The organism is Ensifer sp. ENS10 (assembly GCF_014852025.1).
Classification (GTDB): domain Bacteria; phylum Pseudomonadota; class Alphaproteobacteria; order Rhizobiales; family Rhizobiaceae; genus Ensifer.
Genome location: NZ_JACVAS010000010.1, coordinates 193,401 through 207,469, shown reverse-complemented (window position 1 = coordinate 207,469; position 14,069 = coordinate 193,401). Strand labels below are relative to the sequence as shown.

12 protein-coding genes are annotated in these 14,069 nt (G+C 64.6%); 8 read left to right on the top strand and 4 right to left on the bottom strand.

Annotation, left to right across the window (positions count from 1 at the left end; all coding sequences use genetic code 11):
• Window positions 1–38 precede the first annotated feature (38 nt).
• Window positions 39–1,361: an MFS transporter gene (locus IB265_RS28645; RefSeq protein ID WP_192495513.1), complete on the top strand. Its 1,323-nt coding sequence runs from the start codon at window positions 39–41 to the stop codon at window positions 1,359–1,361.
• An 11-nt stretch (window positions 1,362–1,372) separates the two neighbouring features.
• Here the strand turns inward: IB265_RS28645 and IB265_RS37635 are convergent, their stop codons facing one another.
• The gene (locus IB265_RS37635) at window positions 1,373–2,353 is read right to left on the bottom strand and encodes a TetR/AcrR family transcriptional regulator (protein ID WP_309140499.1); all 981 of its coding nucleotides are present in this window, start codon (window positions 2,351–2,353) and stop codon (window positions 1,373–1,375) included.
• 69 nt (window positions 2,354–2,422) lie between these two features.
• Between IB265_RS37635 and IB265_RS28630 the strand changes: the two genes are divergently transcribed.
• Together IB265_RS28630 and IB265_RS28625 are read left to right on the top strand one after the other, a co-directional pair.
• Window positions 2,423–5,566: an efflux RND transporter permease subunit gene (locus IB265_RS28630; RefSeq protein WP_112996444.1), complete on the top strand. Its 3,144-nt coding sequence runs from the start codon at window positions 2,423–2,425 to the stop codon at window positions 5,564–5,566.
• Between the two features lie 15 nt (window positions 5,567–5,581).
• Window positions 5,582–6,733, top strand: a complete 1,152-nt coding sequence (locus IB265_RS28625) for an efflux RND transporter periplasmic adaptor subunit (protein WP_057255357.1) — start codon at window positions 5,582–5,584, stop codon at window positions 6,731–6,733.
• 41 nt (window positions 6,734–6,774) lie between these two features.
• Here IB265_RS28625 and IB265_RS28620 read toward each other — a convergent pair whose 3' ends face one another.
• Window positions 6,775–7,671: a DMT family transporter gene (locus IB265_RS28620; protein WP_244495738.1), complete on the bottom strand. Its 897-nt coding sequence runs from the start codon at window positions 7,669–7,671 to the stop codon at window positions 6,775–6,777.
• 145 nt (window positions 7,672–7,816) lie between these two features.
• Here IB265_RS28620 and IB265_RS28615 point away from each other — a divergent pair, with 145 nt between their 5' ends.
• Entirely contained in the window at window positions 7,817–8,290 is a 474-nt protein-coding gene (locus IB265_RS28615; protein WP_057255355.1) for an Lrp/AsnC family transcriptional regulator, read from the top strand.
• Between the two features lie 17 nt (window positions 8,291–8,307).
• Here IB265_RS28615 and IB265_RS28610 read toward each other — a convergent pair whose 3' ends face one another.
• Complete coding sequence (locus IB265_RS28610; protein ID WP_057255354.1) at window positions 8,308–8,766, bottom strand: SRPBCC domain-containing protein; 459 nt, start codon at window positions 8,764–8,766, stop codon at window positions 8,308–8,310.
• A gap of 152 nt (window positions 8,767–8,918) precedes the next feature.
• Between IB265_RS28610 and IB265_RS28605 the strand changes: the two genes are divergently transcribed.
• Window positions 8,919–9,977, top strand: coding sequence for an adenylate/guanylate cyclase domain-containing protein (locus IB265_RS28605; protein ID WP_192495538.1), 1,059 nt, complete (start codon window positions 8,919–8,921; stop codon window positions 9,975–9,977).
• A gap of 18 nt (window positions 9,978–9,995) precedes the next feature.
• Here IB265_RS28605 and IB265_RS28600 read toward each other — a convergent pair whose 3' ends face one another.
• A complete protein-coding gene (locus IB265_RS28600; protein ID WP_112996446.1) occupies window positions 9,996–10,943 on the bottom strand; it encodes an AraC family transcriptional regulator in 948 nt (315 codons plus the stop codon).
• Window positions 10,944–11,037: 94 nt separating this feature from the next.
• Between IB265_RS28600 and IB265_RS28595 the strand changes: the two genes are divergently transcribed.
• The 3 genes from IB265_RS28595 to IB265_RS28585 all read left to right on the top strand — a co-directional run bounded on the left by IB265_RS28595 (window position 11,038) and on the right by IB265_RS28585 (window position 14,022).
• The gene (locus tag IB265_RS28595; RefSeq protein WP_192495511.1) at window positions 11,038–12,051 is read left to right on the top strand and encodes an oxidoreductase; all 1,014 of its coding nucleotides are present in this window, start codon (window positions 11,038–11,040) and stop codon (window positions 12,049–12,051) included.
• A gap of 118 nt (window positions 12,052–12,169) precedes the next feature.
• On the top strand, window positions 12,170–12,769 hold the full coding sequence (locus tag IB265_RS28590) for a TetR/AcrR family transcriptional regulator (protein ID WP_192495510.1): 600 nt from the start codon (window positions 12,170–12,172) through the stop codon (window positions 12,767–12,769).
• 59 nt (window positions 12,770–12,828) lie between these two features.
• Window positions 12,829–14,022 carry an acetyl-CoA C-acyltransferase gene (locus IB265_RS28585; RefSeq protein ID WP_192495509.1) on the top strand — a complete coding sequence of 398 codons (1,194 nt, stop codon included), beginning with the start codon at window positions 12,829–12,831 and terminating at the stop codon, window positions 14,020–14,022.
• Window positions 14,023–14,069 lie beyond the last annotated feature (47 nt).

Here is a 14,069-nt window from a genome sequence, read left to right as displayed (position 1 = left end):
GCCGTCACATCAACCGCCACCGAGCGAGCCCAAACCTCATGCTGCAGATCCTCGCAAACCGGACGTACCGCCATCTGTTTCTGGCGCAGATGATCGCGCTGGTCGGAACCGGTCTTGCGACCGTTGCGCTCGGGCTTCTCGCCTATGACCTGGCCGGCGCCGAAGCGGGCGCCGTCCTGGGCACGGCATTCGCGATCAAGATGATTGCCTATGTCGGCGTGGCGCCGATCGCCGCCGCCTTTGCGGAGCGGCTTCCGCGTCGCGCGATGCTCGTCTGCCTCGATCTGGTGCGCGCCGCCGTTGCGCTCTTCCTGCCGTTCGTGACAGAAATCTGGCAGGTTTATGTGCTGATCTTCGTGCTGCAGTCGGCGTCGGCCGCCTTTACCCCCACGTTCCAGGCAACCATTCCGGATGTGCTGCCGGATGAAAGGGAATACACACGCGCCCTGTCGCTCTCGCGGCTTGCCTATGACCTCGAGAGCGTCGCAAGCCCGATGCTGGCCGCAGCGCTGCTCACCGTCGTCAATTTCCACAACCTGTTTGCCGGCACGGTTGTTGGCTTCCTCGCCTCCGCCGCACTCGTCGTCTCAGTCGCGCTTCCAAGCCCGAAGGCGACGGAACGGCGCGGCATCTACGACCGGACGACGCGGGGCTTGCGCATCTACCTGGCAACGCCGCGGCTCAGGGGACTGCTCGCGCTCAACCTCGCGGTTTCGGCTGCCGGATCGATGGTCATCGTCAACACCGTGGTGTTGGTCCAGGCCAAATTCGGGCTCACCCAGACCGACACAGCCATCGCACTCGCCGCCTTTGGCGGCGGCTCGATGATCGCCGCGCTGCTGTTGCCCCGCCTGCTCGACAGGACACCCGATCGCGTCGCCATGTTTTCGGGTGCAGCGGTCCTCACCACCGGCCTGTTCATCGGCGCTCTTGTCCCAAGTTTCGTTTCGCTGCTGCCGCTGTGGCTCGCCATCGGTCTCGGCTATTCGCTGGCACAGACACCATCCGGCCGGCTGCTGCGCCGCTCGGCGCAGCCGGAAGACAGGCCCGCGCTCTTTGCCGCGCAGTTCGCCCTTTCGCATGCCTGCTGGCTGATCACCTATCCGCTTGCCGGCTGGCTCGGCGCGACGGCCGGGCTGACGCCGACCTTCGCAGCGCTTGGCCTCATCGCTGTAGGCGCCATCGTCGCGGCGGCCCGGCTCTGGCCGGCGCAAGATCCGGACGAAATCGAGCACGTCCATCACGAGCTTGCCGACGGTCACCCTCATCTCGCAGGTGCCACGCGCGTCGGCGGCGGTCACCGACACACCCATGTGTTTGTGATCGACAGCCATCACCCAGACTGGCCGGCCGAGCGATAGGCAAACGGTCGCTACTTGAAAGCGTCACCGCTGCCGGCAAAGGACAGGATCGCCGCGTCGGCGATCTCCGCAAAACGGGCGCTCGGCCCTTCGGCACCGCTGCTTTGCTGAGCGGCGCGCGCGCCCTCGATCAACAGCAGCAGCGTGTCGCAAAGCAGTTCCGCATCCGCGACGCCGGCCCTGCGGCAGAGTTCCACGACGCGGTCGCGTTGCGCATCCTTGAACATGCGGATCACCGAGCGCCCGGGATGATCCTCGTCGGTCAGTTGCACGGCGGCGCTCATCATTTCGCATTGGCACTTGTCGTCACCGAGATGGTCGGCGATCCGCCGAACCCAGGCCCTGAGCTGCCCTAGCCCGTCGCCCGGATACGCGTCTTCCAGCTCTCGCCAGAAGTCGTCCATCTCCATTCCCGCATGGCGCAGGCATTCGACGATCAGCTCATCCTTCGAATTGAAATGGCGATAGAGCGTCATCTTGTTGCTGTCGGCGGCATCGGCGATCGCATCGACGCCGGTTCCGCGAATGCCGTGCCGGCGAAAGAGGTCTCGCGCGGCCTCGACGATGCGATCGCGCGGCGAACGACGGGATGGCTTGCAGAAATCCGTTGTCATCGCATTGGCCCGGCGTGGTCGGCGTGAAAAATCTTGCCCTTGACGCCCTGTCATTGGTCGATAACATGCAACGCTGTTACCGACCAGTAACATTTTCGCCAACGCGGCACAGAGGAGTCGCCGCTTGCCGCGAAGGCCTTCCGGAGACGGCGGTAACCGCAGAAAACTTTCTAGCGCAGTGTCGGTGAGCGCGGTCGTCAGGCGTCTTTTAGCCAGAGCGCACACCGCAGAGACTTTTAAAATTCGATAACGCTCATGATTTGGGTCGATCCGGCCCATCATGATCTCGTGCCGGAGCCTTACGATGCGCATGCTGGATGGGCCGAAAGCTGAGGAGAACGTCGCGGACCGGAAGGTCCGCGCGGCGGGCGTGCGCATGCACAGGTTCGAAATGCTCCGCTATGCCGCCCGCCCCGAAAGCGGCGCCTGCGATGGATCGTTCCCGCCATGATCGACTTCTTCATTCACCGGCCGATCTTCGCATCGGCGATCGCGATCATCATGACGCTTGCCGGCGGCATCTGCTATTTCCTGCTGCCGATCTCGCAGTTTCCCGATGTAACGCCGCCGCAGATCGTGGTTGCCGCCAATTATCCGGGTGCCAGCGCGCAGGTGGTCGCCGACACGGTGACGACGCCGCTCGAACAGCAGATCAACGGCGTGCCGGGCATGCTCTACATGACCTCGACGAGTTCGAACGACGGCTCGTCGCGCATCATCATTTCCTTCGAAGTGGGTTATCCGATCGACGTCGCGGCACTCGACGTCCAGAACCGCGTCTCCCAGGCGGCCTCGTCGCTTCCCGCGCTCGTCAACCAGACCGGCGTCACCATCGCCAAGCAGATCCCCAATTTCACCGTGCTCGTCAGCCTGGATTCGCCGGACAATTCGGTCGATTTCGCCTCGGTCAGCAATTACGCCTACCTGCAGATTCTCGATCCGCTGAAGCGCCTGCCGGGCGTCGGGGACGTGCAGCTTTTCGGTGAGCGCCGCTATTCGATGCGCGTCTGGCTCGATCCGGATCGCATGGCCAATCTCGGCATCACCGCCGTCGACGTCCAGAACGTCATCGCCGAGCAGAATATCCAGGTCGCAGGCGGCAAGATCGGGCAGTCGCCGGCGCCAGCAGGCACGCCCTTCGAGATGCAGATCAACGCGCTCGGGCGCTTGAGCGATCCCTCGCAGTTCGGTGACATCGTGCTTCGGGCCGACCAGACGACCGGCGCGACAACCAGATTGCGCGACATCGCACGCATCGAACTCGGCGCCCTTCTCTACTCGTCATCGGTCACCTTCAACGGCAAGGAGAGCGTCGTGCTTGCCGTCTTCCAGGCGCCGGGCTCCAACGCGCTCGACCTGCAGAGCCGCGTGCAGGCGAAAATGGACGAGCTGTCGCAGCGCTTCCCCGCCGGCATCGCCTATCACATGTTCTACGACACCACGCGCTTCGTCTCGGCGGCGATGAAGGATGTGGTCTTCACCCTGCTCGAGGCGCTTGCCCTCGTCGTTTTCGTCGTCTTCATCTTCCTGCAGAACCTGCGTACGACCATCATTCCGACGATCGCCATTCCGGTCTCGCTGATCGCGACGCTCGTCGTCATGTATCTCTTCGGCTTCTCGCTCAACATGCTGAGCCTGCTTGGCATGGTGCTTGCCATCGGGCTGGTGGTCGACGACGCGATCGTTGTCGTCGAGAACGTCGAACGCCAGCTGGAGGCCGGCTTGCCGCCGCTTGCCGCCACCAAAAAGGCCATGCAGGAGGTGACCGGCCCGATCATTGCCACGACAGCCGTGCTGCTCGCCGTGTTCATCCCGGTCGCCTTCATTCCGGGCGTCGCCGGCAGCCTTTATAACCAGTTCGCTCTGACGGTTGCGATCTCCGTCGCGTTCTCCGCCTTCAATTCGCTGACGCTCAGCCCGGCCTTGAGCGCCGCGTTCCTTCGCTATCGCGGCGAGCCGCGCTTCGCCCTCTTCCGCTGGTTCAATTCGGGCTTCCATGCGTTGTCGCACGGTTATGCGCGCAGCGTCGCGGGGCTCGTGCGCTGGCGCTGGGCGCTGTTTGCCCTTTTCCTCGTCGCGATCGGGTCCACCTATGCCTTGTGGCAGCGCATTCCGTCGACCTTCCTGCCGGTCGAGGACCAGGGCTATTTCTTCGTCGTCATCCAGCTGCCGGACGGCGCCTCGCTTGAAAGAACCGAGGCCGTTGCGCGGCGATCGGAGGAGATCCTGCGCGGCACCGCCGGCGTCGATTTCGTCGGCTCCGTCGTCGGCTTCAATTTCCTGTCCTTTGCCGCCCAGTCGAATTCCGCGGTGCAGTTCGCCGTCTTGAAGCCATGGGACGAACGTCCCCCCGAACAGGGCGCCTCGGCGCTACGCGAGGCCGTAATGCCGCAACTGCTGCAGATCCCGGATGCGCTGGTGCTTGCCTTCGATCCGCCGTCGATCCAGGGGCTCGGCGCGACAGGCGGCTTCGAATTCCAGGTCGAGGATCTCGGCGGGCGCAGTGCGCAGGCGCTGAGCGACGCGACCCAGGCACTGATTGCCGAGGCGCGCAAGCAGCCGGAGATCAATCCCTACCAGCTCTTCACCACCTTCAGCACCTCGAGCCCGCAATTCGACTATGACCTCGACCGCGACAAGGCGAAGCTGCTGGGCCTGAGCCTGCCGGACATCTTCAGCACGCTGCAGATCTATTTCGGCTCGCTCTATGTCAACGACTTCAACATCTTCGGCCGCACCTTCCGCGTGACGCTGCAGGCCGACCAGGGTGCGCGGGCCTCGGCGACGGATCTTTCCCGCCTCTATGTGCGCAACACCGAAGGCGAAATGGTGCCGCTCAACACGCTCGGAACCTTCAAGCCGACGGTCGGCCCCGAGACCATCACGCACTACAACAATTACCCCTCGGCGCTGATCAACGGCGCGGCAGCGCCCGGCTTCAGCTCGAGCCAGGCGGTGGCGGCGATGGAGCGCGTCGCCCGCACGACGCTGCCGCGGGACTACACATTCGAGTGGACCGGCATTACCTATCAGGAGATCCGCGCAGGCTCGATCGCCGCGCTCGTCTTTGCGCTCGCGCTCGTTTTCTGCTTCCTGATCCTGGCCGCCCAGTACGAAAGCTGGTCGATGCCGTTTATGGTGCTGCTTTCGGTGCCGCTCGCGCTTTTGGGGGCGCTTTCGGCGCTATGGCTGCGCGGACTGCAGATCGACGTCTATTCGCAGATCGGTTTCGTGATGCTGGTAGGACTTGCCGCCAAGAACGCCATCCTGATCGTCGAGTTCGCAAGACGACGACGCGAGGAGGGTCTCGACGTGGTCGCGGCCGCAGCGGAAGCGGCGCGCCTGCGCCTGCGGCCGATCCTGATGACGGCCTTTGCCTTCATCCTCGGTGTGCTGCCGCTGATGTATGCCAGAGGCGCGGGTGCGGCGAGCCGCCAGTCGATCGGCACCACCGTCTTCGGCGGCATGTTGGCAGCGACCATTCTCACACTCATCTTCGTCCCGGTGTTCTACGCGGTCATCGAGCAATGGCGCGAGCGTACGTCCTCGAAGCCGTTCGGCCAGAGCCGCGAGCCGGAGGCGGCGGAATAGGAATTGGAGCCTGACATGCGTGGTTCGAGACTGGTCCTTGCCGCAGCGGTCGCGATCGCCGCCCTCGCTGCAGCCTATCACTACAAGAACGGCGGCTTTGAGCTGAAAGGCGGAGACGCCGGCGCGGCGGTGGGTCCGCCGCAGCAGGCGATGCCCGTTCCGGTCGCGGCGGTGGTCAAGAAGACGATCCCGATCTATCTCGACTATTCGGCGCGCACCGAGGCGATCCGCAACGTCACGCTTCGCGCCAAGATCACCGGCTACATCGAATCGCAGGCGGCTCCCGACGGTTCGGATGTGAAGGAAGGCGACCTTCTCTACCGGATCGACGCCCGCGACTATCGCGCAGAACTCGATCAGGCGAAGGCCCAGGTCGAGCGCGACCAGGCATCGCTTGCCTATCTTCAGTCCAACCTCACGCGCGGCAACGAGCTCGCGACCACGGGCTATCTGGACAAGGACAGTTTCGACCAGCGCCAGAGCGCCGTGCATCAGGCGGAAGCGGCGCTGGCGATGTCGCGAGCGGCGGTGCGCACGGCCGAGATCAACTTCGACTACACCGAAATACGAGCGCCCTTCGCCGGCCGGCTTGGCCGCAACCAGGCTTCTGAGGGAACGCTCGTCAGCAATACCACCGGAACGCCCCTCAATAACCTCGTGCAGCTTTCGCCGATCTATGTCTCGTTCAACCCGAGCGAAACGGAACTCGCCGACATCCAAAAGGCTCGGGCAAAGGGCAAGGTGGAGGCCGAAGTGCTTCTTCCCGGCGACGAGGAGCCGCGCTATCGGGGCGACCTCAGCTTCATCAACAATACGGTCGAGGGCAATACCGGAACGGTCATCGCGCGCGTGACGATCGACAATACCGATCTGACCCTGCTACCTGGCCAATATGTCCGCGTGCGGCTGAAAGTCCGCGACGAACCAAATGTGCTGATGGTGCCGGAAACGGCACTCGGCTCGAGCCAGCTCGGCAAATACATCTATGTCGTCGGCAAGGGCGACACGGTCGAGCAGCGGCTGGTCACCCTCGGCCCGACAAGCGGCGACCTCATCGGCCTGACGTCAGGCGTTGCGGAGGGCGATCAGGTGATCGCGGGAAACCTGCAGAAGATTTTCCCCGGCGCGCCGGTCAAGCCGATGCCCGCCGAGCAGGCACAGAAGTAGGCGTTCTCTGGCAACCCCGGAGCATCCTTCCAAAAAGATCGCTACGCTCGCATCAGGATCGGGAAGATCATTCCAAACGCGATGACCGCGATTGCCGCAAATTGCAGAGGCGCCGGTATTTCGCCGAGCGCCACCATGCCGACCAAGGCGGTGGTCACCGGAATGAACGGCATGAACAGCGAAGCCGGCTGCGGCCCAAGCTGGCGCACCACGAAGGTGTAGAGGACGACGGCAGCGGCACCGGCAAGGAACCCCTGGATCACCAGCTGCGTTGCGATTTCCGCCAGCGACGTGGCCCCGAGCCCGCTCGGCGCCAGGATGTGCAGCAGCGGCAGAGGCAGACAGGAAAAGAAGACCACGGCGATGGTCGCCGTGACCGCATCGACCGACCAGAGCCTCACTAGCACCGCATAAACCGCGAACATGATGCCCGAACCTGCAAAAAGAAGATCGCCGCGCAAGGTGTCGCCGGAACCGATGCCTGCGTGAAAGACGAACAGCGCGAGCCCCGCCATGATCACGGCAATGCCGATCACCCGTTGGCCGGAAACCCTGTCCCTGAACGCGATGCGCGAGAACAGGAACGAAAAGAAGACGATAAAGGCGGGAGAGAGGGCCGCGGCATGGGCGGCCGGCGCCTGGGTGAGCCCCTGATTGATGATCAGTGGATAGGGTAGCCCCGTCAGCAGGGCCAGCAAACCAGCCTTCCGCCAGCCGAGTGCCCTCAGCCTCGCAGCCCCGGTCTTCCAAACCACCGGCAGGAAGGCGAAAGCAGCGCCCGCAAACCGCAAACTGACGATATCGGCGGCGGTCAGATGTTCGCGCAGGCTGAAGCGGGCGGCAACGAACTGGATAGTGGTGATCGCAACGAAGACCACGCCCGCCAGGATCGCCAACCTCTTGCTTCCGGCCTCTTGCTCGACCAACAGAACACGCACGCTTGCCTCCATGACGACGAGATCGGTCCGGCCAGAAACGGTTATCGGACTGCGGAAGCGGCATGCTATTGCTCGAATGAGCGTGTCTAAATATATTAATTTCGCAGAATCTGAGTGAAATGCACTCTATCGAGGATCAGTTTGCGTGAATCAGGAAATTGCAGGTCTCGACACCATCGATCGCAACCTGCTGAGGCTGCTCCAGGAAGACGGCCGGCGCACGACGCTTGAACTGGCGAACCGGGTGGGGCTCTCGCCGACCGGCACCAGCCAGCGCGTCAAGCGCCTCTTCCGCGAGGGTTATGTGAAAGCGGTGCGAGCAATCCTCGATCCGAAGAAGATCGGCCGGGGAACCGTCGTCTTCATTCAGGTGCGCCTCGACCACACGGCGCCGCATATCTTCGAGCGGTTCTCCGAGGCCATCGCAAAGGCACCGGAGGTTCTCGAATGCCACATGGTGATCGGCGGCTTCGACTATCTCGTAAAGGCGCGGATTGGCGACATGTCGCTATTCCAGGACTTTCTCGAACGGGTGATATTGCCGCTTCCCGGCGTCAGAGAGACGCACACCTACGCGTCGGTCGGGGACGTGAAGCCGGATGCGCTCCTGCCGATCTAAGCAATCAGGAGAGGTCGTCAGCTGCTGCTGCCGTCACGGCCGAGCCAGGGATCGGGCCCGGGATCGCGCCCGGACGCGACTTGCCCCAACCGTTCCAGATAATGCGCCCAGCCTTCCGCATGGCCGGCGCATTGCTCGGAATTGGGCAATCCCGTGTGGGTGAGACGCAGCAAGGTTCCATCCGGCTGTTCGATCAGGTCGATCTCGATCAGGCTGGAGCCGGGCGGGACGATGTCACTGCCCTCCCAGCCGAAGCTGTAGGCGAGCCGATGCACCGGCACCACCTCACGAAAAGACCCACGGGCGAAACGCGCTCCGGTTACGTTGACGAGATAGAGACCGCCGGGCTCCGCCTTGGTGTCGGCCTCCGTTCCCATCCAGCGGAGGATCTTTTCCGGATCGGTCAGGAGAGCGAACACCGCGGCGGGCGGCGCCTGAATACGCGTTTCGCGGCGGACGACGAGGGCTTCTTGCATCGGTCTTCCCTTTGCTGTTTGGCCTGCCCGCCGGTTCAGGAGAGGTGAAGCACGGAACCCGGGCTGCCGCGATCATAGACCCGCGTGCCGTTTGGCGCCACCTTGCAGGCCAGCCCCTTGCCGGAACGAGCCCCGGCTCTATCCTCTTCGCCATGGATTTGTCCGCACCCCTCGCCTGGCTCGTGGATGAAGCGAGCGCCTCGCCCGATCCGGACCGGTTCCTGTCCGGGCTTGGACGCCTGCTTGTCGCCGACGACCTGCCGCTTGCCGGCGGTGCGCTCACTCTGGCCGTGCCGCATCCGATCATCGCCCGCCGCACCTGGCTATGGCGGGCCGAGACTGGCGTCGTGATCGAGAGCCTGGGCTTCGCGGGCGCGGTATCCGATCGGGCAGGACATGACTGGCTGGCCGGTCTCGGGCCGGTGCTTGAACAATCGACCAGTTCGGGGACGGACCGGGCGAGGCTCGGCTGGGCCGGAACCCGGCCTTTCGACCCGGCAGAAACCGCTAGGCTTCGTCAGGTCGCACGCTTCGCCGTCGCTCCCTTGGTGGCACTCGCCGAGCGGGCAGCGCTCGCCGCCCTGCTCGAAGCCTATCTCGGCCGTCGCAGTGCCGCCCGCGTCCGAGCCGGGGAGCTGACCCGCGGCACCGGCGAGACCATTCGCGCCGCATTGTTCTACGCCGATCTTCGCAATTTCACGGGTTTGTCCGAAACAACGGAGCCCGCTTTGGTGATTGCGGCCCTCGACGCCTGGTTCGATCGGGTGGCCGGCGCGATCCACGCCTTCGGCGGCGAGGTGCTGAAATTCATCGGCGACGGCGTCCTGGCGATCTTTCCGGTCAGTGGTTCGCCGACCGAGGCGTGTGACGCGGCCTTGCGCGCGGTGACCGCCGCCCGCGCCGGCATGGCGCATCTCGATGCTGCAAGGCAGGCCGAGGGTCTGCCGCCGCTCTCCTTCGGCGTGGCGCTGCATCTCGGCGACATTCTCTGGGGCAATATCGGCGCAGCCGACCGGCTCGATTTCACCGCCATCGGCGCGGCGGTGAACCTCGTCGGCCGCCTGGAAGGCCTGTGTCGGCCGCTTGGCCGGTCCGTATTGATCTCAGGCGCCGTCGCCAACGTCACGACGACGCCGCTCCTACCCCTCGGCGATCATAAATTGCGTGGGATCGCAGCGCCCTGCACCGTCTTCACCCTGCCGGATGCCTGAGGGCACTCCGGCCAAAGGTCAGAGCGTGACCGGCAACAGCTGACCCGGCGAGACCTGACGTCCAGTCTTGGCGCGCTGCCGTGGCGAGCGGCCCATGATGCGCTTGAACGCGGTGCTGAAGGCGGCTTCGGAGGCGTAGCCGACGGATTGCGCGACCGTCGCCACAGACTGGCCACCATCCTGTAGCTTTCGCTCCGCCAGCCGCATGCGCCATTCGGCGAGATAGCTGAGCGGAGCAATGCCCGCGACGGCCTTGAAATAGGTGGCAAAGGCAGTGCGCGACATGGCCGCAGCGCGGGCCAGTTCCGGCAGATGCCAGTTGCGTGTCGGGTCGCCATGCATCAGTGAGAGCGCCGGCGCCAGCTTCGGATCGCATGCGGCGCGCAGCCAGCCGACATCGACGCCACGCTCCCGTGACAGATAGCCCCTGAGGATCTGCAGGAACATCAGATGGGCAAGGCCCGAGCACGCGGCATCTGCACCGGGCGCTGCGGCCATGGTTTCCTGCACCAGCTCGCGGATGAGCCATTGCAACTGATCCACCCCGGCATCATCGCGGCGCAGGTGAATGACCGGCGGCAGATTGTCGATGAGCAGGCGGCTGCTTGCGGTGCCGAGGTCGATATGGCCACCCATGAACAGGAAGTCGTCCCCCTGCCCGAGGGACGCCATGCGCTTGCCTTCGGTATAGAGCTCATAGGCATCAACGGGAGAAATTCCATCTGCGCTGGCGATCGTGAACGGAGCCGGCGCCGACAGCAGCACGACATCGCCACAATCAAGCTGAAGCGGATCGCCGAGGCCATCGACAGCAAGCAGGCAGGCGCCGCGGGCAATGGCGAAGAACTTGATCTTCTCCGGCGGCGGAAAGCGGATTGCCCAATCGCCGCCGGCACTGAAGCCGCCGGCATAAACCGCGCGGGCTTCGATCAGCGACAGGATGGAGGAAAGCGGATCTTGGTCCATTTCTGAACTATGGCGAAAGGACTACGGATTATCAAGCATTCATAATTCAGTTGATGATGGATATCTCCAGGGGGCATCAACTGGAGACCCCACCATGTCCACTTTGCAACAGCCCATCAACTCCGGCTTCACCGCTGCCTCGACCACAGCGGATGTCGTCCGCGGCATCGACCTCAAGGACAAGATCGCCATCGTCACCGGCGGCTATTCCGGCCTCGGCCTTGAAACGGTACGCACATTTGCGCAGGCAGGCGCCAAGGTGATCGTGCCGGCCCGCGACGTCGACCGCGCCCGCAAGGCCATCGGCGCGGTGGCCGCGGGCGTCGAAGTCCGGCCAATGAACCTTGTCGACCCCGCCTCGATCGACGCCTTCGCCGATGATTTCCTGGCCTCCGGGCTGCCGCTCCATATCCTCGTCAACAGCGCCGGCATCATGGCCGTCGAAGAATTGAAACGCGACGCTCGCGGCAACGAGCTGCAGTTCTCCACCAACCATCTCGGCCATTTCCGGCTGGTTGCGCGGCTCTGGCCGGCGCTGAAGCGCGCGCAGGGCGCCCGCGTCGTTTCCGTCTCGTCGGCCGGGCACCGCTTCTCGCCCGTGGTGTTCGACGACATCAATTTCGAGCGCCGCGCCTACGATCCGTGGCTGGCCTATGGCCAGTCGAAGACGGCGAATATGCTCTTTGCCACCGCGCTCGACGCGCGCGGCAAGGAGGATGGCATCCGTGCCCTCTCCGTGCACCCGGGCGGCATCGTCGGAACCGGGCTCACCCGCCACATGTCGGTCGAGACGCTGCAGGCGCACGGCGCGCTGGACGATAAGGGCGAACCGATCCTCGACCCGTCGCGTGACCTGAAAACCCCGGAGCAAGGGGCGGCCACCCAGGTCTGGTGCGCCACCAGCCCACAGCTCGACGGCAAGGGCGGCGTGTTCTGCATGGACTGCGAAATTGCCCCACTGCTTCCCAGCGACACGCCCTGGTCGATCGCACGCAATACGTCGTCCGCCCGCATTGCCGGCGTCGAGGCCTATGCCGTCGACCGGGAGGCCGCCGAGCGGCTTTGGGCCGTCGGTGAGGAGATGACCGGCGTTCGGCTAGGCGCCTGAGCCTCCTCGTCGCAGCCGCTCAAGCCTCCATTAAGATTTCGGTCACCATCTATACTTGACGGATAGATGATGATCGACATATATTCTCTTTGTCGCATTTGCCTGATGGGAGCAGACAATGAGAGTAAGCCGGGCACAGGCGGAGGAAAACCGCCGAACGGTCATCGAGGTCGCAAGTCGCCTCTTTCGCGAGAGAGGCTTCGACGGCATCGGTCTGAACGACCTGATGAAGGGCGCCGGCCTGACCCAAGGCGGTTTCTACAAGCAATTCGAATCCAAGGACGACCTCATCGTTCAGGCCTCTTCCAAGGCGCTGGAGAGCGGCGTGGCGAACTGGGCTAGGGTCGTCTCTAATGCGGCCGGTAAGCCGCTTCGCGCCCTGCTCCGCTTTTACCTGTCGGATCTGCATCGCGGTGAAAAGGCGGATGGATGCGCGCTGGCCGCGCTCGCACCGGAAGCCGCCCGCCGCAGCCCAGCTTTGCGCCAGGCTTTCGAGGCCGGCATCAACAGTCATCTCGACATTCTCGATGGGGTGGTTCCACCCGAACCAGGCAAGGAAGTGCGTGACCAATCATTCGTCGCGCTCTCGACCATGGTCGGTGCGCTGGTGCTTTCTCGGGCCGTCGACGACGAGCACCTCTCGAACCGGTTCCTGAAGGCGGCGGCCGAGAGATTGCTTGCCGACGAAGGGGCGTCGCAGGCGTCGCCACTGCAGTAGCAGGCAAAGATCCCCCACGAAACGTTCAGGGGTTCCCTCCAGCCGGAAAGGACCGGACCATGTACAGCACATCCGACCCCATCGTCATCGTATCGGCGGTGCGCACGCCGCTTGGCCGCTTCCTCGGCGATCTTGCGCCGGCCCAGGCGAGCGCGCTCGGCGCCCACGTCATCGGTGCCGCACTTGAACGGGCGCAGCTCTCGCCCGATCGCCCGGACGAGGTGCTGATGGGCTGCGTGCTTCCCGCTAGCCAGGGACAGGCCCCGGCCCGGCAGGCAGCCCGCGGCGCGGGTCTGCCCGATGCCGTCGGCGCCACCACGATCAACAAGGTCTGCGGTTCCGGCATGAAGGCTACCATGCTGGCGCATGATCTCATTCTTGCCGGGTCGATCGATGTCGCGGTCGCCGGCGGCATGGAGTCGATGTCGAACGCGCCCTATCTGCTCCCCAAGGCACGAGCCGGCTATCGCGCCGGGCATGACCGGATCTTCGACCACATGATGCTCGACGGGTTGGAAGATGCCTATGAGCCCGGCCGGCCGATGGGCGATTTCGGCGAGGCGGCGGCCGAGGCCTACGGGTTCACCCGTGCCGACCAGGATGCCTATGCGGTGGAGACGCTGACACGCGCCCGCACCGCGATCGAAACCGGGGCCTTTGCCGACGAGATCGCGCCGATCATCGTCATTGCCAAGGGCGGAGACACGGTCATCGATACCGACGAGCACCCGCGGAAGGTGTCGCCCGAAAAGATCCCGAACCTGAAGCCCGCCTTTCGCGCCAATGGCACGATCACGGCCGCCAGCGCGTCGGCCAATGCCGATGGTGCGGCGGCGCTCGTCCTGACCCGCCGCTCGATCGCCGAGCGCGAAGGCATGCCGATCCTCGCCGAAATCAAGGCGCATGCGACGCACAGTCAGCAACCCGCTTGGTACACGACGGCACCTATTCCTGCGATCCGCAAGCTGCTGGAAAAGACCGGCTGGAGTGTCGATGACGTTGATCTCTTCGAAATCAACGAAGCCTTCGCCGTGGTGGCTATGGCCGCCGCCAAGGATCTCAGCATCGCCCGCGACCGGCTGAACGTCAACGGCGGCGCCTGCGCGCTCGGCCATCCGATCGGTGCGACCGGCGCGCGGCTGATCGTGACCCTGCTTCACGCCTTGGCGCGGCGGGGTCTTTCGCGCGGCGTCGCTGCCCTGTGCATCGGCGGCGGCGAAGCCACCGCGATCGCCATCGAGCGTCCTCGCTGAGGACCATGCACAGGAGAGAGGTCATCCGTGCTGCGGCAGTTCGCGCC